The organism is Micromonospora sp. NPDC005553, from assembly GCF_042871765.1.
Lineage (GTDB): Bacteria > Actinomycetota > Actinomycetes > Mycobacteriales > Micromonosporaceae > Micromonospora.
In genome coordinates, this window is sequence record NZ_JBIAJD010000001.1 from 330,182 (window position 1) to 348,725 (window position 18,544).

General features: G+C 72.0%; 16 protein-coding genes. 8 read left to right on the plus strand and 8 right to left on the minus strand.

Translation table 11 applies throughout. The annotated features are described in order from the left end of the window. Positions 1-64 precede the first annotated feature (64 nt). The gene (locus ACFYPG_RS01655) at positions 65-1,336 is read right to left on the minus strand and encodes an MFS transporter (RefSeq protein WP_387349509.1); all 1,272 of its coding nucleotides are present in this window, start codon (positions 1,334-1,336) and stop codon (positions 65-67) included. Positions 1,337-1,461: 125 nt separating this feature from the next. On the opposite strand from ACFYPG_RS01655, the gene ACFYPG_RS01660 reads away from it, so the two are divergent. Continuing rightward, entirely contained in the window at positions 1,462-2,643 is a 1,182-nt protein-coding gene (locus ACFYPG_RS01660) for an NAD(P)/FAD-dependent oxidoreductase (protein ID WP_387349510.1), read from the plus strand. Continuing rightward, on the plus strand, positions 2,640-3,557 hold the full coding sequence (locus tag ACFYPG_RS01665; protein ID WP_387349511.1) for an RNA polymerase sigma-70 factor: 918 nt from the start codon (positions 2,640-2,642) through the stop codon (positions 3,555-3,557). Before ACFYPG_RS01660 ends, ACFYPG_RS01665 begins: the two co-directional genes overlap by 4 nt. A gap of 16 nt (positions 3,558-3,573) precedes the next feature. Here the strand turns inward: ACFYPG_RS01665 and ACFYPG_RS01670 are convergent, their stop codons facing one another. After that, a complete protein-coding gene (locus tag ACFYPG_RS01670) occupies positions 3,574-4,479 on the minus strand; it encodes a LysR family transcriptional regulator (RefSeq protein ID WP_387349512.1) in 906 nt (301 codons plus the stop codon). 152 nt (positions 4,480-4,631) lie between these two features. Between ACFYPG_RS01670 and ACFYPG_RS01675 the strand changes: the two genes are divergently transcribed. Then, complete coding sequence (locus ACFYPG_RS01675; RefSeq protein WP_387349513.1) at positions 4,632-5,570, plus strand: SDR family NAD(P)-dependent oxidoreductase; 939 nt, start codon at positions 4,632-4,634, stop codon at positions 5,568-5,570. Positions 5,571-5,626: 56 nt separating this feature from the next. On the opposite strand, the gene ACFYPG_RS01680 is transcribed toward ACFYPG_RS01675, so the two are convergent. Next, positions 5,627-6,187, minus strand: a complete 561-nt coding sequence (locus ACFYPG_RS01680) for an NADPH-dependent FMN reductase (protein WP_112589991.1) — start codon at positions 6,185-6,187, stop codon at positions 5,627-5,629. Positions 6,188-6,324: 137 nt separating this feature from the next. Between ACFYPG_RS01680 and ACFYPG_RS01685 the strand changes: the two genes are divergently transcribed. Beyond that, positions 6,325-6,798, plus strand: a complete 474-nt coding sequence (locus ACFYPG_RS01685; RefSeq protein WP_387349515.1) for a MarR family winged helix-turn-helix transcriptional regulator — start codon at positions 6,325-6,327, stop codon at positions 6,796-6,798. 197 nt (positions 6,799-6,995) lie between these two features. Here ACFYPG_RS01685 and ACFYPG_RS01690 read toward each other — a convergent pair whose 3' ends face one another. From ACFYPG_RS01690 to ACFYPG_RS01710, 5 genes are all read right to left on the minus strand, one after another. Next, positions 6,996-8,792: an IucA/IucC family protein gene (locus ACFYPG_RS01690; RefSeq protein ID WP_387350871.1), complete on the minus strand. Its 1,797-nt coding sequence runs from the start codon at positions 8,790-8,792 to the stop codon at positions 6,996-6,998. A gap of 47 nt (positions 8,793-8,839) precedes the next feature. Further along, a complete protein-coding gene (locus ACFYPG_RS01695) occupies positions 8,840-9,433 on the minus strand; it encodes a GNAT family N-acetyltransferase (protein ID WP_355006744.1) in 594 nt (197 codons plus the stop codon). After that, positions 9,430-10,707, minus strand: coding sequence for a lysine N(6)-hydroxylase/L-ornithine N(5)-oxygenase family protein (locus tag ACFYPG_RS01700; RefSeq protein WP_387350872.1), 1,278 nt, complete (start codon positions 10,705-10,707; stop codon positions 9,430-9,432). Before ACFYPG_RS01700 ends, ACFYPG_RS01695 begins: the two co-directional genes overlap by 4 nt. Before the next feature lie 35 nt (positions 10,708-10,742). After that, on the minus strand, positions 10,743-12,281 hold the full coding sequence (locus tag ACFYPG_RS01705) for a pyridoxal phosphate-dependent decarboxylase family protein (RefSeq protein WP_387349517.1): 1,539 nt from the start codon (positions 12,279-12,281) through the stop codon (positions 10,743-10,745). An 80-nt stretch (positions 12,282-12,361) separates the two neighbouring features. After that, positions 12,362-13,393 carry an ABC transporter substrate-binding protein gene (locus tag ACFYPG_RS01710; RefSeq protein WP_355006742.1) on the minus strand — a complete coding sequence of 344 codons (1,032 nt, stop codon included), beginning with the start codon at positions 13,391-13,393 and terminating at the stop codon, positions 12,362-12,364. A gap of 73 nt (positions 13,394-13,466) precedes the next feature. Between ACFYPG_RS01710 and ACFYPG_RS01715 the strand changes: the two genes are divergently transcribed. From ACFYPG_RS01715 to ACFYPG_RS01730, 4 genes are read left to right on the plus strand one after another with little or no spacing between them, the layout of a single operon-like run. Then, positions 13,467-14,579, plus strand: coding sequence for a FecCD family ABC transporter permease (locus ACFYPG_RS01715; RefSeq protein ID WP_387349519.1), 1,113 nt, complete (start codon positions 13,467-13,469; stop codon positions 14,577-14,579). Continuing rightward, positions 14,576-15,604 (plus strand): FecCD family ABC transporter permease, encoded by a 1,029-nt coding sequence (locus ACFYPG_RS01720; protein ID WP_387349521.1) that lies wholly within the window; start codon positions 14,576-14,578, stop codon positions 15,602-15,604. The genes ACFYPG_RS01715 and ACFYPG_RS01720 overlap by 4 nt, the downstream gene beginning before the upstream one ends. 29 nt (positions 15,605-15,633) lie before the next feature. Then, a complete protein-coding gene (locus ACFYPG_RS01725) occupies positions 15,634-16,458 on the plus strand; it encodes an ABC transporter ATP-binding protein (RefSeq protein ID WP_355006740.1) in 825 nt (274 codons plus the stop codon). Continuing rightward, positions 16,455-18,503: a penicillin acylase family protein gene (locus ACFYPG_RS01730; protein WP_387349523.1), complete on the plus strand. Its 2,049-nt coding sequence runs from the start codon at positions 16,455-16,457 to the stop codon at positions 18,501-18,503. Before ACFYPG_RS01725 ends, ACFYPG_RS01730 begins: the two co-directional genes overlap by 4 nt. Positions 18,504-18,544 lie beyond the last annotated feature (41 nt).

The window sequence follows — 18,544 nt, forward strand, 5'->3', positions numbered from 1 at the left end:
GGTGTGCAAAAGGGGCAGGCGCTTACAACCCACCCACCATAAGTCCATGATCGACCGGGAGGGCTCAGCCGCCGGCCGGGGCCGGGCGCAGTCCGGGCTGCCCGGCGGCCGGCTCCGCGCCGGCACGGCGGATCGGGGTGAAGAGGCCGCCGACAGCGACCAGCAGGCACCCCGCGCCCGCCACGAGCGTGACCGCCGGAGCCCCGTACCGGCCGGCGGCCCAGGTCAGCACGACAGCCCCGGCCGGACCGAGGGCGTAGTGCGTGCTCCAGAACGCCGACGTCACCCGACCCAGCAGGTGATCGGGGGTGATCTCCTGCCGCAGGGACATCGAACAGATCCCGCCGACGCTGAGGCAGCACAGGTACACCGCGGTCAACGTGGTGACCGCTGGCACTGTGGTGGCGATGCCGACCCCCGCCACCGCGAAACCGCAGATCGCGTGCGCGCCGATCCAGGTGGCACCGAAGCCGCGACGTCGGCGCAGCGGCGCCACCAGCAGCGCCCCGGCGACAGTGCCCAGCGCCGCCAGGCCGAGCACCGTGCCGACGGTGCCCTCGGAACCGCCGAGGTCGTGCGTGACGTGGTAGATCAACACGTCGACGAAACCGTAGGTGAGGAAGATGAAGACCGACAACAGGACGGTCAGCGCGCGCAGCACGGGCTGATGCCACAGGAACCGCGCCCCGGCCAGGAACTCGACCAGCGGGCGTTGCCGGGCCACCCCCTCGTCCAGCTGGACGGGGCGCAGTCGGATCAGCCACAGGCCGGCTGCCGAGAGCGCGAAGCTCGCCGCGTTGACGGCGATGGCGGTGGCCGGGCCGAAGCGGGCAGCCACCACACCGGCGAGCAGCGGCCCGAGGACGGCCGCCGCCGCGTACGTCGCCTGCAACCGGCCGTTGGCCTCGGTGATCCGGTCCGAGTCGACGAGGTTGCGGACCGCTGTCACCGCGGCGACCTGGAACAGCATGCCGGCCGCCTCGCAGATCGGCAGCACGACGAAGAGCAGCCAGACCTGCGGACCGACGAGCCACGCCAGCGGCACCAGCGCGTAGAGCACCAGTCGGGTCAGATCCGCCACGATCATGAGGGTGCGGCGGTCGTACCGGTCGACCAGCACCCCACCGAAGATCCCGGCGACGACGGACGCCGCGCCCGCGACGGCGGTCAGCAGACCCATCCGCGCCACCGACCCGGTCGCCTGGAGCACCAGCAGCGGCACCGCCAGGTAGGCGAACGAGTCGCCGGCCGCCGAGAGCGACTGAGCGACCCAGTACGTGCTGAAGGTCCGGTCCCGCCAGAGCGGAGCCCGACCAGCGGCGGCGGATCGACTCATCGCGCCAAGGGTAGTGAACACGCCCGCCCGGCGTCGCCCGTGGCGGGCGTCACATCGCTGCCATGTCACGAACCGACGAGCGGCACGCATCTCGTGGTCGTCAACCCGATCAGAGAGGCCGAACAATGAGCACAGGCACACACCGGGTGTTGATCCTCGGCGCGGGCTACGCGGGCATGGCCGCGGCGACCCAACTCGCCGCCCGGACCAGGCGGGCCGACGTTCAGGTCACAGTGGTCAGCGCACAGGAGCGGTTCAGCGAGCGCCTCCGGCTGCACATGACGGCGACCGGTCAGCGGCTCGCCGAGCTGAACATCCCGCACCTGCTGGCAGGAGCGGGTGCGCAGTTCGTGCGCGGCTGGGTGACGGCGGTGGACGCCGACGCGAAGACCGTCCGCGTCGACGACAGCCGAGTGCTGCGCTACGACACCCTGGTCTACGCGTTGGGCAGTGTGACGGACACGACGGCGGTCCCGGGCGTCGAGGAACACGCGTACACCCTGGACGGTCCGGGCGGCGCGAGGACGCTGGCGGACCGGCTGGGCCGGCTCGGCGCCGGCACGGTCGTCGTGGTCGGCAGCGGACTGACCGGGGTCGAGGCCGCCACGGAGATTGCCGAACGGCACCCGGAGGCCGGTGTCACGCTGGTGGGCCAGCAGGACCCGGGCGCGGGCATGAACCCGAAGGCCCGGGCGTACCTGCGGGCGGCGCTGACCCGTCTCGGCGTCGAGGTGATCACCGGAGCGGCGGTCACCAGGGTCCGGCCCGACGCTGTCGACCTGGCCGGCGCGGAGACAGTGGCCGCTGACGTCGTCCTCTGGACGGGGGGTACCCGGGTGGCGCCGCTGGCGGCCGCCGCCGGGTTGACAGTGGACGGGCGCGGTCGCGTCGTCACCGACCCCGTTCTGCGGTCGGTGTCGCACCCCGAGGTGTACGCGATCGGCGATGCGGCGGCGATCCGGCAGGGTTACGGGGTGCTGCACGGCACCTGCCAGAGCGGCATGCCGACCGGCGTGCACGCGGCGGTGTCGATCGCCCGCGCGCTGCGGGGCAGGCAACCCAGGCCGTTCCGGTTCGGTTATTACCACACGCCGGTCAGCCTGGGCCGGAACGACGCGGTCGTGCAGTTCACCCGCCCCGACGACAGCCCTCGCCGCGGGTGTCTGACCGGACGGATGGCGGTCTGGTACAAGGAAACGGTGAGCGCTTCGCCCTGGCCGACCTACCGGCGCATGTCGCGACTGCCATCCTCCGGTGCGTTCTGGCCACGCGGTGGCCGCTTCACCCGCCCACAGGACGCGCGATGACGCGCCCGCCGGACGCCGACGAGCAGGTGTTCCACAGTCATCGCAACCTGCTGTTCTCGGTGGCCTACCGCATCCTCGGCAGCGCGGCGGACGCCGAGGACGCGGTGCAGGACGCCTGGATCAGCTGGTCCTCGGCGGACCGCTCGCAGGTCGCCGACCCCCGGGCGTACCTCGCCCGCATCGTGTCGAACCTCGCGTTGCAGCGCCTGCGCTCGGCCCGACACCAGCGCGAGACCTATCCGGGGCCGTGGTTGCCCGAACCCGTTCTGACCGACGGGGACGCCGCCGACGCCGTCACCGACGCCGAGTCGGTGTCGATGGCGATGCTCGTGGTGCTGGAGACGCTCAGCCCGCTCGAACGCGCCGTGTTCGTCCTGCGGGAGGTCTTCGACTTCAGCCACGCGGAGATCGCGGCGGCGGTGGAACGCTCCGAGGCCGCGGTCCGCCAGACCGCCCACCGGGCTCGCGAGCACGTGCGGGGCCAGCGGCAACGTTTCACAGCGGACCGGTCGCAGCAGCGCGGGGTCACCGAGCGGTTCCTCGCCGCCTCGACCGGTGGCGACATCAACACCCTGCTGGAGCTGCTGTCTCCGGACGTCACCCTGTGGACCGACGGTGGCGGTAAGGTCCGTCAGGCACTGCGTCCCATCAGGGGTGCGGACACGGTCGCCGCGTGGTTCGCGGCCATCGGCACCGTCACCTACCAGGGCGTCGCGCCGCACGACATGCGCGCCGCCCTGGTCGAGATCAACGGGGGGCCGGGTCTGGTGTTCAGCGGCGCGGGTCGGGTGGTCGCCACCGTCTCCGTCGACGTCGACGCTGGCGGTCGCATCACCGCCATCCACAACGTCGCCAACCCCGACAAGCTCCGCGCCGTCGCCGACGGCACCACCCACCGCCTCGCGACGCGGTGAACCGGCCGGCTCACCGTCAGCCGGTGGTGGTGAGGTCGGTCGTCGCCGCGAGCTCCGTGACCACGTCCAGGAACCGGTGCAGCGCGGGTGCGGCGTTGCCCTCCAGCCACACCATTTCGGTGTACGCGTAGGCGCCGGCCAGCGGAACGAACGCCACGCCGGTGCGGCGAAGACTCGCCGCCGAGCAGGCGAGTCGTGTGACACCGAGCCCGGCGGCGACCAGGCCGAGGAGGCTCTGCACGCCGGCCTCCTCCTGAACGACTGTCGGCACGAAGCCCGCTTCCCGGAACTGGTCCTCGTAGGCGCGGTGCCAGGGTTCCCAGGAGCTGCGCGGGGTCATGACCCACTGTTCGTTCGCCAGGTCGGCGAGGGTCAACTCGTCGCGCCCGGCGAGCGGGTGGCCCTCGGGCAGCACCGCGCAGACAGGTTCGGTCGTCAGTCTCCTGGAGTCCAGGCCGGAAACGAGCGGGGTCCGGGTGAAGGCGACGTCGAACTGCCCGTCGAAGACGCCCTGTACCAGGGGCGCGATGCTGGTGGACTCGGTGGCCAGGTGCAGGTCGGGGAGGTGGTGGCGGACCGCCCGGACCACCGGGGGCAGCAGGTGGTTGGCGACGGTGGTCAGGAAGGCGAGCCGGAGGGTGCCCACCTCACCCCGCAGGGCCCGCCCCACGACGGCGACGGCCTGCTCGGCGCGATCGGTCACGGCGCGCGCCTCGGGCACGAACAGGGCGCCGACGGCGGTGAGGGTGGTGCCGCGGCTGTCGCGGTCGAACAGCTTAGCCCCGAGGGCGCGTTCCAGGGCGGTGATCTGTTGCGACAGCGACTGCTGGGCGATCATCAGGCGGGCGGCGGCCCGGGTGAAGCTCAGCTCCTCCGCGAGGACCAGGAAGTACCGCAGTTGTCGCAGCTCAGGCGTGGCCACAGGAACAGACTGTAGCCACGCCAGGAAGAGCGTGTTGGCCGTCCGCTCAGACCTCCGCGCACGATCGGTGCGAAGGGCAGCACCGGCACACCGTTCGCCGATACAGCGAGCCGGCACGGCCACGTGAGGACATTCACCGGAGGAAGACGATCATGTCGGGAACACGAGTCAGCACGCCGTTCAACGCCCATTCCACCGCCGCCGACGTCGTAGCAGGTGTCGACCTGACCGGGCGGCGCGCCATCGTCACCGGCGCCTCGTCGGGCATCGGGGTGGAGACCGCCCGGGCGCTCGCCATGGCGGGCGCCGAGGTGACCCTGGCGGTACGGGACGTGGGGGCCGGAGAGCGGACCGCGCGGGAGATCGGCGCCGGGAGCGCGAACCGGCTGCTCCGGGTCGCGCCGCTGGACCTGTCCGACCAGCTGTCGGTCGCCGCGTTCGTGGCCGCCTGGGACGGGCCCCTGCACATCCTGGTCAACAACGCCGGGGTGTCGGCGACCCCGGAGATGCGCACGGCGGAGGGTTGGGAGTTGCAGTTGGCCACCAACCACCTCGGCCACTTCGCACTCGCCAACGGGCTGCACGGGGCACTCGCCGGGGCCGGTCGGGCGCGGGTGGTGTCGCTGAGTTCCATCGCCCACGTTCAGGCGCCGATGGTCTTCGAGGACGTCAACTTCCGGGAACGCCCCTATGACCGTCTCCTCGCCTACGGCGAGTCGAAGACCGCCACAGCGCTGTTCGCGGTCGAGGCGAACCGGCGCTGGGCCGGCGACGGCATCACCGTCAACGTGGCCAACCCGGGGGCGGTCGCCACCAACCTGGGACGGCACCTCACCGAGGAGGACTACGCACAGCTTCCGGCGTTCGACTTCAAGACCCCGCAGCAGGGGGCCGCGACCTCCGTGCTGCTCGCTGCGGGGCCGCAGCTGGAGGGCATCGGCGGCCGGTACTTCGAGGACTGCCAGCAGGCGGTGCGCCACGACCCGGCGAACCCGTTGAGCGGCGTCGCCGACCACGCGATCGACCCCGCGACGGCGGCGCGACTGTGGCAGCTCTCGCTGGATCTGCTCGCCGGCGCAGAGCGTGCCTGAACGTCCGGAAACGGCCGTGGGATCCCCCGCGGCCGTTTCCGGACGACGCGAAACGCTCAGCCCTTGCGCAGCGGAGCGAGCGCCGTGCTCCAGGCGACCACCTGGTCGAGCGTGGCGGTCAGCGAGTCCTGGTGGAACTGGTTGGGCTTGAAGACGCTGAAGTTCTCGAAATCGGTGAAGAGCGACAACGCGACCTGTGAACGCACGTCGGCCATCTGGAGCTCACCGGAGATCAGACGGAGGTGCTCCACGGCGCGCGTCCCGCCGACCGAGCCGTAGCTGACGAAGCCGACGGCCTTGTTGTTCCACTCGGCGTAGAGAAAGTCGATCGCGTTCTTCAGGGCACCCGAGGTCGAGTGGTTGTACTCGGGGGTGACGATGATGAACCCGTCGAACGACGCGATCGTCTCGGCCCACCGCTTGGTGTGCGGCTGGGTGTACTGGCCCATCGAGGGCGGGTACGCCTCGTCGAGGTGCGGCAGCTGGTAGTCCAGCAGGTCGATCAGCTCGTACTCCGCGTCGGAGCGCTGCTTGGCGATCTCGAGCACCCAGCGGGCGACGGCCTCGCCGTTACGCCCCGGGCGGGTGCTTCCGAGGATGATCCCGATCCTGGTCATGTGTGGCGCCTTTCAGAGGTTCTTGCCTGACGACGGGAAACGCTATCGCTGCTTGATTAGTCAAGCAAATACTTGGCGTATGGGCGTAGTCACACGGAGGGTGAGCACTTGCTGAGTCAAGCAAGTATGATAGGAGGATGTCCAACCCCTCCACAGCAACTCCGCAACCCCTCACCCCTGACGAGGAATCCCTGGTCCGCGCCCTGGGTCAGGTGATGCACGTCCTGCCCCGCGCCATCGACGCGGACATGGTCGGTGACCGTCAGCTGCCGCTCACCGAGTACACCGCGCTGATGAACCTCTCCGAGACACCCGAGCGGCGGATGCGCATGAACGAACTCGCCGCGCTCTGCTACCTCTCCCTCAGCGGCATGACCCGCACGATCATCCGGCTGGAGACGCAGGGCCTGGTCCGGCGGGAACGCTGCGAGGAGGACGCGCGCGGCTGGAACGCCGTCCTCACCGACGCGGGCTACGCCCGCCTGGAGGAAGCCTGGCCCAGTCACCTGGCCGCCGTACGCCGCCGGTTCCTCCAGCACTTCGAGGGCTTCGACCTCGCCGAGCTGGCCCGCGCGTTCCAGCAGGCCGGCACGGCAGAGCCGACCAACTGAGGCAACCGCCGGCCCGGCCGGTCGCCCATCCGGCCTCAGCCGAGCAGCCGGCCCTCGGCCACCAGCGCCCACGCCAGCAACCCGAAAGCGCCGGTCGACGCGACGGCCCGAACCACGTTGCCGCGTACCCAGGTGCTCAGAAATCCCATCCGTCTATTGCGCCCGTTGCCGTGCGCGCTGATCAAACGCGATCGCGGTCACCGGGCCGGAGCGTGGGCGGCGAGCGGGTTGGTGAGGGTGCCGACGAACTGGAGCGCCGCCGACGGGTCGGCCAGGTCGATCATCTGCTGGTTGTTGCGCAGTTGCAGCCGGTTGAGGCAGGAGAGCGTGAACTCCGGGGCGAACAGGTCGTAGTGGCGGACCCGCTCGGCCAGGTGCGGCACCCGGTCGAAGTAGTCGGCGGCGCAGGCCGCGACTGTGCGCCAGAAGTCGTCCTCGGCGAGAACACCGGCCTCGACCAGGACCGCGTTGAGGTGCCGCAGGAAGCAGTCCACCACGTCGGTGAAGATGCTCAGCAGCTTGGTGTCGTCGGGCACCTCGACGCGGATCCGCTCCACCGCCGCCGGCAGCTCGACCCTGTCGCTCATCACCGCGATCTCCTCGGCGATGTCCTTGAAAATCACCCGCTGGACGGTGTCCTGCTCGTCGAGGACCAGGATGACGTTCTCGCCGTGCGGCATGAAAGCCAGGTCGTGGGCGTAGAAGCTGTGCAGCAGCGGGGTCAGGTAGGCGTCCAGGTAGCGGCGCAGCCACACCTCGGGCGCCAGGCCGGACCGGGCGATCAGCGCCGCCGCCAGTGAGCCGCCCTCGTCGTCGACGTGCAGCAGCGCGGCCATCGTGGACAGTCGCTGCCCCGGCGCCAGCTCGGGCACCGGGCTCTCCCGCCACAGGGCGGCCAGCATCTTGCGGTACGGCGAGGTGCGCTCGGTCGCCGCCTCGTACTGCCGGTGCCGGTAACCCACGGCGGCCCGCTCCCGGATGACGGTCAGGCCGGTGCCGGTCAGCACCTCGTCGGCGGCGATCAGGTCGGCCAGCCAGTCGTTGATCGCCGGGGTGGCCTCCATGTACGCGGCCGACAACCCGCGCATGAAGCCCATGTTCAGCACCGACAGCGCGGTCTTGACGTAGTGCCGCCCCGGCTCGCTGACGTTGAAGAAGGTGCGGATGGACTGCTGGGCGAGGTACACGTCCGGCCCGGGGCCGAGGTGCACCAGTCGCCGCTCGGCCAGCTCACCGGCGAAGGTGACCGCCAGCTTGTTCCACCACTGCCACGGGTGCGCCGGGATCAGGTGGTAGTCGGCGAGGTCCAGCCCGAGATCGGCCATCGTGGCCGCGAACCGGGCCCGGGTCTCGGCGTCCAACTCGCTCTCAATGAGCGTGTCGTAGTCGAGGTCGGCGGCGCTGCTGAACGTGGAGTGGTCCCGGTGTGCGGCCAGCCACTCCAGCCGCACCGGCGCGGCGGCCTCCGGGGCGTACCGGTGGTACTCGTCGACGCCGAAGCCGAGCCGGCCGTTGTTCGCCACGAAGCAGGGGTGGCCCTCGGTCATCGAGGTCTCGATGGTCTGGAAGTCCGCCTCGGCCAGCTCGGCGGCGTTCGGCGCGGCCTGGGCCAGCTTGTACGCCGTACCCGCCAGCGTCGAGGTGATCTCCTCCAGGTAGACCGGGAGCACCCGCGCGGAGAGCCCGAGGGTGTCGCGCAGTTCGACGATGAGGTCCACCGCGTCCGGGGTCAGCGAGGTGCCGTCGCGGTGTCGGGTGATGCTGTCCGCGTCGATCTGCCAGTGCGCCAGGGCGAGCACCCGCGCCGCGAACCGGTAGGTGACGGTGCCGTCGTCGCTGGGGATCTCGTACCACTGCCGGTCGTCGGGGCCGGCCACGGCCTGCGGGGTGAGCAGCCGCTCGTGGGTGAACTCGGCGAGCGCCTTGCGGACCAGCAGCCGGTTGGCCCGCGCCCAGCGCTGCGGGGTGAGGTGCCCGACCGGGTCGCCGGAAATGTGGTGCGCGGTGGCGACGGGCGGATGGGTGGGGACGGCGGTGGTGGTCACGCCGGGGCTCCTTCGGTTCGGTCGGCGGCGGCGCGGTCGGCGGCGGCCTGGAACTGGGCTCGGGTGCAGACGCTGAGCAGCGCGTCCTTCTCCGGCTTGGCGATCGGGCCGACGACGGTGAAGCCGACGGCGGCGTTCAGCGCGTGCACGGCGGTGTTGCGCACGTCCGGTTCGACCACCACCCGCCGGGTCGTCGGGTCGTCGAAGAGCCACGCCATGACGGTGCCGATCACCGCCCGGGTGAAGCCGTGCACTGGCGCGTCGACCGGCGCGCAGAGGAAGTGCATGCCCACGTCACCGGGCTGGTGGTCGTAGAGGCCGACCAGCTCGACGTGGGCCGGGTCGTAGCGCTCCGCAAGGAAGGCGGGACTCCCCCGCCACAGACCGAGGTACGCGTCGTGGTGCCGGTGCCCGGCGATCCGCTGGTACTCCTCGGTGACCTGGGCCAGATCGGCGTCCTGCATCATCCAGAACGCCGCCTTCGGGTGGGTCACCCAGGTGTGCAGGAGCGCCGCGTCGGCGTCCGGATCGAGCGGCCGCAGCGCGAACTCACCGAGACTGTCGTCGGCCCGGGTGAAGACGGTGGTCACGACGACACCCCGAACTCCTGGAAGGTGATGCTCTTCTCGATCGGGTAGTGCTCCCGGCCGAGCAGCTCGCGGATGATCCAGGAGTTGCGGTAGGCGCCCATGCCCAGGTCCGGTGAGGTGATGCTGTGCGTGTGGGTGCCCGCGTTCTGCAGGAAGATGCCCCGCCCGCCGTGGTCGATGCTGTAGTTGCGGGCCACGTCGAAGCGGCCCTGCGCGTCCCAGCGGATCCGGTCCCGCACCGGCGCGAGGAACTCCGGCACCCGGTAGTGGTAGCCGGTGGCCAGCACCAGACCCTCGGTACGCAGGGCGAAGTCGCGTTCCTGCTCCACCTGACGCAACCCCAGCGTGTACTGCCCGTCCTGGTGCTCGGCGCTGACCAGCTCGGTGTTGGTGAGCAGGCGGGTGTTCACCGGCCCGTCGACGCTGTGCGCGTAGAGCAGGTCGAAGATGTCGTTGATCAGGTCGGCGTTGATCCCCTTGAACAGGCCCTTCTGCTCGGACTCCAGCCGGTAGCGGGTCGCCTCGGGCAGCGCGTGGAAGTAGTCCACGTAGTCCGGTGAGGTCATCTCCAGCGTCAACTTCGTGTATTCGAGCGGGAAGAACCGCGGCGAACGGGTCACCCAGTTGAGCTGGTAGCCGTACCGGTCGATGTCGCCGAGCAGGTCGTGGTAGATCTCGGCGGCGCTCTGCCCGCTGCCCACCACCGTGATGCTGCGCTTCGTGCGCAACGCCGAGCGGTGCTCCAGGTAGTGGGAGTTGTGCACGGCATCGCCCGGCAGGTCGGCCACGGCCGGGGGCAGGTGCGGCGGGGTGCCGGTGCCGAGCACCAGGTGCCGGGCCCGGTACTCGACGGTCTCGCCCGTGCCCGTGCTGGCCCGCACCACGTACCGCTCGTCGGCGGGGTCGTACTCCACGGTTGTCACGCTCTGACCGAAGCGCAGGTTCGGCAGTTTCGCCGCCGCCCACCGGCAGTACGCGTCGTACTCGCTGCGCAGCGGGTAGAAGCTCTCCCGGATGTAGAACGGGTAGAGCCGGCCGATCTCCTTGAGGTAGTTGAGGAAGGAGTACGGCGACGTCGGGTCGGCGAGGCTGACCAGGTCGGCGATGAACGGGGTCTGCAACCGGGCCGACTCCAGCAGCATGCCGGGGTGCCAGGCGAGGCTCGGTCGGGCCTCCAGGAACACGCCGTCGAGCTCGTCGATCGGCGCGGTGAGGCAGGCCAGGCCCAGGTTGTACGGGCCCAACCCGATGGCGATGAAGTCGTGGGTGGACATCGGGGTCTCCAGGCGCGGGTTCGAGGTCACCGGCGTCAGCCGACGTGGCAGGTCAGGCTGGCGTCGGCGTGGTCGTGCACGTACTGGCCGGCGTGGGTGGCGATCAGGTCGAGCACGTACCCGACGTCGTCGACTGTGGTTTCCGGGTTGAGCAGTGTGAACTTCAGGAAGTGCAGGCCGTCCACCCGGGTCCCAGCGACCACGGCGAGACCGGACGCCGCGATGGCCTCCCGGGCGTGCAGATTGGCGGCGTCGGCCAACTCGCGGCCGGGGCCGGTGGGCAGGTAGCGGAACACCACGGTGCTCAGCTCCGAGCGGGTCACCACCTCGAAGCGCGGGTCCTCGCTAACCAGTCGCCAGGCGTCGGCGGCCCGGTCGACGACCTCGTCGAAGAGCCCGCCGAGCGCGTCCGGGCCCATCACCCGCAGGGTGAGCCAGAGCTTCAGCGCGTCGAAACGGCGGGTGGTCTGCAAGCTCTTGTCGACCTGGTTGGGGATGCGCTGCTCCACCATCCGGGCCGGGTTGAGGTAGTCGGCGTGGTAGGTGACGTGCCGCAGCGTCCGCCGGTCGCGGACCAGCAGCGCGCTGGAGCTGACCGGCTGGAAGAACGACTTGTGGAAGTCAACGGTGACCGAGTCGGCCCGCTCGATGCCGTCGAGCAGCTGCCGGCGCGTCGGCGAGACGAGCAGACCGCAGCCGTACGCGGCGTCCACGTGCAGCCACACGCCGGCTGCCGCGCAGATCCCGGCCAGGTCGGTGAGCGGGTCGATCGAGCCGAAGTCGGTGGTACCGGCGGTGCCGACGACGGCCATCACCACCAGCCCGGCCTGGCGGCACCGGGCGATCTCCTCGCGGACGGCGGCCGGCCGGATCCGTCGCCGGGCGTCGGTGGGCACCGCGATCACCGCGTCCGGGGCGAGGCCGAGCAGTTTTGCCGACTTCTGCACGCTGAAGTGACCGGCGGCGGAGGTGAGCACGCGCAGTCGGGGCAGCAGGTCGGCGCGCGCTGCGGGGCCGATGGCGTCGGCGCACGCCTCCTCCCGGGCCAGCAGCAGAGCCTGGAGGTTGGACTGGCTGCCGCCGCTGGTGAAGATGCCGTCGGCGCGGGGACCGAGGCCGATCCGCTCGGCCGTCCAGTCGATCAGCCGGCGCTCGATGAGGGTGGCCCCGGCGCTCTGGTCCCAGGTGTCCAGCGAGGAGTTCACGGCGGTGAGCACCGCCTCACCGAGCAGTGCCGGGATGGCCACCGGGCAGTTGAGGTGGGCCAGGTAGCGGGGGTGGTGGAACCAGACGGCGTCGCGCAGGTAGACGTCCTCCAGCTCGTCGAGGGCGGCGCCGGCGTCGCCCAGCGGCCGGTCCAGGTCCACCTGGTCGACCAGGGGGGCCAGCTCGACCGGCGTGATTCCGGTGCCGGGACGGTCCACCGTGGCCACCCGCCGGGCGACCCGGTCGACGCCGTCGGCGATCGTCCGGCGGTACTGCTCGACCGAGCCACCGTGCAGCAGCTGGGCCCGCGCGGCGGTTGACGCCGGTGGCGGCGTGGTGGTCTCGACGGGGTACGTCGGCACGGTCACTGGTGGTCCTTCCACGTTCTGGACGAGGGCAGCCGGAACCCACCCCGGGCGCGGCGGTGCGCCCGGGGATGTGGTGTTCGTCAGCTGACCTTCTTCGCGTTCCGGATGGCGGTGGCGAGGTTCTCCAGCAGCGGTGCGGAGCCGGCGTACGAGAAGCGGGGCACCGCGTCCCACGGGCTCACCTGGTTGGCCTTGACCGCCGGCAGTTGCTGCCAGGTCGGCTTGGCCGTGAGGTCCTTGGCCTGCAGCGCGGTGCCGCGGTTGTCCAGCAGGATCAGGTCTGCCGGGAACTTGCCGGCGCTCTCCCAGCTCAGCGCCTCGAAGTAGTCGCCGGATTCGAGCTTGGTGGGGACCACGATGTCGACGCCCAACTCGGCGAAGTACATCAGGTCGGTGCTGACCTTCGGGTTGGAGACGTAGAAGAGGTCGGGGCTGCCGGAGCAGGCCATCACCTTGATCCCGGGGTTGGCCTTCACCGCCTGCCGGACCGCCTCGGCGGCGGCGTCGAAGCGGGCCTTTCCGTCGGTGACCTTCTTCGCGGACAGGTCCGCGCCGAGCGACTCGGCCAGCGCCGCGTACCGCTCGATGGGCTTGGTCATCGGCACCCGGGCGGTGGTGATCGCCACGCTGGGCGCCAGCGGGAGGATCTTGGCCTTGCTCTCGTCCGGCACGTACCAGAGCGCGTCCGGGTCGTACATGTGGGTGACCAGCAGTTCGGGGCGCAGCGCTGCGTACTTCTCCAGGCTGAACTCGCCCCACACGTTGCCGAGGATCTCGACGCCCTCGACATCAAGGTCGCCGGCCTGCGGCTCGGCCGTACCGTCGGCACGCTTGGTCTCACCGAAGACGCCCACGAGCTGCTTGTCGAGACCGAAATCGATCAGGGCCGCCGCCACCCCGGTGAAGGCCACCACACGGGCCGGACGGGCTGCGGCCTCCACCTTCGTGCCGCGGTCGTCGGTGAACGACCAAGGACCACTTCCGTTGCCGGCGGCGGGTTTCGCGGCGTCGTCAGTGCCACAGGCGGCGAGCAGGGTGGCCAGCGTGGCGGCGCCACCGGCGGCCAGCAGGCCACGGCGGGAGAGGCGGCGGGCGGACAGGGCATCGGGCATGGTGTTGTCTTTCGATCAAGGGTTGGCCGGGGTCGACCGGGGCAGCGGGGTTAGGTTAGCCTAACCTCGGTCATTGTCAACAGCGGTACGCCGTGTCGCCACCACCCCGGAGCCCACACTGGACGCCACACCCACCGTCACCCGACCGGCACCGCGCGTGCCAGCCAGGGCGACGGCCGCACCCCCGAGCCGGCGTGGCCGTCGGGCAGCCCGCGCCGCCGGCCTGGTCACCGCCGTGGCACTGCTCGCGGTGATCGTGGTGCTCAGCATCGCGGTCGGCGCGAAGGCCATGCCGCTCGCCGACGTCTGGTCCGGGTTGCTGCACCGCGACGCCACCGAGTACGCGGTGGTGCACCGGATGCGCCTGCCCCGCACCCTGCTCGGGCTGCTCGCCGGCACCGCCCTCGGTGTGGCGGGCGCTGTCATGCAGGCCCTCACCCGCAACCCACTCGCCGACCCCGGACTGCTCGGCATCAACGCTGGCGCGTCCGCGGCCGTCGCCACCGCCGCCGCGTTCCTGGGCGTCACCGCCGTCGGCGGGTACGTCTGGTTCGCGCTGCTCGGCGCGGCGGCGGTGACCGCGCTCGTCTACACCGTCGGCGGCGGACGCGGCGCGACCCCGGCCCGACTCGCGCTGGCCGGGGCGGCGCTCAACGCCACCCTCTACTCCTACGTGAGCGCGGTGATGCTGCTGGACACCGCGTCGCTGGAGCGGCTGCGTTTCTGGACTGTCGGCTCACTGGCCAGCGCGGACTCCGCGACAGTGACCCGGGTGCTGCCGTTCATCATCGTCGGGCTGCTGGTCGCGCTCGGTGCCGCCCGTCCGCTGAACGCGCTGGCGCTCGGCGACGACGCGGCGCGAGCCCTCGGCGCTCGACCCGCGCTGATCCGCGCCGCCGTGATCGTCGCCGTCACCCTGCTCTGCGGCGCGGCGACCGCCGCGTGCGGACCGATCGTCTTCGTCGGGCTTCTCGTGCCACACCTGGTCCGCGCCCTGACCGGCCCGGACCTGCGCTGGCTGCTGCCGTACTGCGCGGTGCTCGCACCCGCGTTGCTGCTCGGCGCCGACGTGCTCGGCCGGGTGCTGGGCCGCCCCGGAGAACTCCAGGTCGGCATGGTGACCGCCGTACTGGGCGGCCCGCTCTTCCTGTGGCTGGTCACCCGCCGAAGGGTGGCCCAACCGTGACTGTCATTCGTACTTCATGGGGGTTGTCGCTGCGGTTTCGGCCCCGCGCGTTGGGTGTCGGGGCCGGCGCGGCGGTGCTCGCGGCCGGGTTCGGTGTGGTGGCCCTGGGCAGTGGTGACTACCCGATGGGTCCGGCGGACGTGGTGCGCACGCTGACCGGCGGTGGCACTGTGGCGGAGCAGTTCATCGTGCTTGAGCTGCGCCTGCCCCGGCTGGTCACCGCCCTGTTGGTCGGTGCGGCGCTGGCTCTCGCCGGCACGGTGTTCCAGTCGCTGGTCCGCAACCCGTTGGGCAGCCCGGACATCCTGGGCTTCACCCAGGGCGCGTCGACCGGGGCGCTGGTGGTGGTCGTCCTCGGTGGCAGCAGCCTGGCGTTGGCCGGCGCGGCGGTCGTCGGTGGTCTCGGCACCGGCCTGGTGATCTACGCGCTCGCCTGGCGGCGCGGGGTGCACGGCTACCGACTCATCCTGGTGGGCATCGGCGTGTCCGCGATCCTGACCGGCGTCAACGGCTACCTGCTGACCCGGGCGCCCCTGATGGAAGCCGCCCGCGCGGTCCTCTGGCTCACCGGCAGCCTGGACGGGCGAGGCTGGGCCAGCGCCGGTCCGCTGCTCGCCGTCCTGGCCGTGTTGGCGCCGCTGGTGCTCGTCGGCTGCGCCCCGGCGCTGCGGATGATGGAGTTGGGCGACGACGCCGCCAGCGCCCTGGGCGTGCCGGTACGCCGACTGCGCCTGGTGCTGCTCGCCGCCGCCGTGCTGCTGGTCTCGTTCGCGGCGGCCGCCGCCGGGCCGGTGTCCTTCGTGGCGCTCGTCGCCCCGCACGTGGCGAAACGACTGACCCGGGCCCCGGGTCCGAACCTGCTGCCGTCGATGGCCGTCGGCGCGGCGCTGCTGGTCGGGGCCGACCTGGTGGCGCAACGCGCGTTCGCCGGGCACCAACTCCCGGTCGGCGTGGTGACCGGCGTGATCGGCGGCGGTTACCTGGTCTGGCTGCTGGCGATGGAACGTCGGGCGGGCCGGCTGTGAACACCAGTGACGCCCTTGAAGGAGCACCCATGCGACCCGGCGATTCCCGACTCGGGGGCACCTCGCTGACCCTCGCCTACGACCAGCGCACCATTGCCGAGAACCTGACCGTGGCAGTGCCCGACCGGTCCTTCACCGTCATCATCGGCCCGAACGCGTGCGGCAAGTCCACGCTGCTGCGCGCCCTGTCCCGGATGCTGCGCCCCAGCGCCGGCGCGGTACTGCTGGACGGACGGGACATTCACGACATGCCGGCCCGCAAGGTTGCCCGTACGCTCGGCCTGCTGCCGCAGTCGTCGATCGCACCGGACGGCATCAGCGTCGCCGAACTGGTCGCCCGGGGCCGCTACCCCCATCAGGGGCTGCTGCGGCAGTGGTCCCGCGAGGACGAGCGGGTGGTCGAGGAGTCGATGGCCGCGACCGGGGTCGACGACCTCGCCGACCGGGCCGTGGACGAGTTGTCCGGCGGGCAGCGGCAGAGGGTCTGGATCGCCATGGCGCTGGCCCAGCAGACACCCCTGCTGCTGCTCGACGAGCCGACCACGTACCTCGACATCGCCCACCAGATCGAGATCCTGGACCTCTGCGCCCGCTTGCACGAGGAGCAGGGCCGCACCCTTGTCGCGGTGCTGCACGACCTGAACCACGCGGCCCGCTACGCCACCCACCTGATCGCCATGCGCGACGGACGCGTGGTGGCCGCCGGGGAGCCGGCGTCGGTGGTCACCGCCGACCTGGTGGCGGAGGTGTTCGGGCTCCCCTGCCGGGTGATCGACGACCCGGAGACCGGCACCCCGCTGGTCGTCCCAGCGGCCCGACGCCGCGCCACCACGCTGGCCCCGGAGCCGGCATGAGGACGGGACGCTTCCGGGACCGCTGGGGAGTGCCGCACCTGCGGGCCGCCGACCCGCTCGCGCTGGCGGTGGCGCAGGGCCGGGTGACAGCGTACGACCGGGCCTGGCAAATCGAGGTGGAGCGGCACCGCGCCCGGGGCACCAGCGCGGCGTTCCTCGGGCCCGACGCGCTCGGCTGGGACCGGTTCGTCCGCCAGGTCCGGCTCGACGACACCGCACGCCGATGCCACGCCTCGCTGGACCCGGCGACCGCCGAGTGGGTGGGCGCCTACGTGGACGGCGTCAACGCCGCTCTCGACGCCGGGGCGGCCCGGTCACCGGAGTTCGCCGCCACCGAGCTGAGCCCGGGTCGGTGGGAGCCGTGGACGCCGCTCGCGGTCTGGCTGGGCCACCACATCCTGTTCGCCGGGTTCCCCGGCAAGCTCTGGCGCGAGCACGTGGCGCAGCGGCTCGGGCCGGACGCGATCGACCTGTTCGCCACCGACGGGCCGGCCGTGGCCGGCAGCAACGGGTGGCTGCTCGCCGCCGAGCGCACCGGCACCGGGGCCGCGCTGCTCGCCGGCGATCCGCACCGGTTCATCGAGGATCCCGGCGTCTACCAGCAGATCCGGCTGGCCTGCCCGGAGTACGACGTGGTCGGGTTGGCGGTGCCGGGCGTGCCGGGCATCGCGCACTTCGGGCACACCGGTCCGGTGGCCTGGGCGATCACCAACGCGATGGCCGACTACCAGGACGTGTACGCGGAGCGGCTGCGCCGCGACGGCCCCCGGGTCCAGGCGCTCGGCCCGGACGGCTGGTGCCCTGCGCACCGCCACGTCGAGATGATCGAGGTGGCCGGGGCGGACCCGGTCGAGGTCGAGGTGGTGGAGACCGACCGTGGTCCGGTGATCGCCGGTGGGCCGGACGATGAGAGTGCCGTCAGCCTGCGCTACCCGCCCCGGGTCCGGGGTGACCTCGGCTTCGCGACGCTGCCGGAGCTGCTGCGCGCCCGCACCGTGGCCGACGTGGACCACGCGCTGCGGCACTGGGTGGAGCCGGTCAACGTGGTGCAGGCCGCGGACACCGCCGGAGGGCTGTTGCACCGGGTGGCCGGGGCGGTGCCGGTACGGCACCCGGAAAACGGCCGGCGGGTGGTCCCCGGATGGGACGCCGCGTACGCCTGGCAGGGCTGGCACGCGCCGATGCCCCGTGCCGAGGTGCACGGTCGGGCGGTGATGGCCAACGAGCGCGGGCTGGCGGCGCCGCTCGGGGTGGAGTTCGCCCCACCGCACCGGGCGCGTCGCATCGCCGAGCTGCTCGACGCCCGTCCGGCCTGGACTGCCGACGAGATGGCAGCGGTGCACACCGACACGTACCTTGGCGCGGCCGGGCCGTTGCTGGCGGTCCTCGCGGAGTCGACGGGGCTCGGTCCGGCCGCGGCCGCGCTGCGGGAACGACTGCTGCGCTGGGATCGCCGGATGGCCGCCGACAGCACCGATGCGGCGGCCTACGCCATCCTGCGGGCGGCTGTCGTACGCCGGATCGCCGCCCACCCGGCGCTGGCTGCGTTGGCCGAGCTGCCCGCGTACCCCGAGGTGTTCGCGCCCTGGCTGGCGCTGACGCCGCGGGTCGGTCACGCGCTGGAGCACCTGCTCGGCGCGAGCCCGTTGCCCGGTGTGGACATCGCCGCGCTCGTGGGCGCGGCGGCCGAGGAGGTCGCCGACGCGGCGGCCGAGCCGGTGCTCTGGGGGGACCTGCACCGACTGGCGGCGTGGCGGGCCCTGCCTGGCCCGGACACCGGGCCCGGCCCCCGGCTCGACGGGGACCACGACTGCGTGTTGGCCACCTCCAGCGTGCCCGGGGTCACCCACTGGTGCTTCCGGGGGCCGGCGGCGCGCTTCGTCTGGGACCTGGCCCGCCGCTCGGACAGCCGCTGGGTGGTGCCCCTGGGCGCCTGCGGGGTGCCCGGCGACCCGCACCACGACGACCAGAGCGCCGCCTGGCTGGCCGGCGACCTGCTGCCGGTCAGCACGGACTGGGACCAGCTCGTCGAGGAACTCCACTGACGGCACCGGCCGCCGCTCGGGGTGATTCACGCACCCCGACC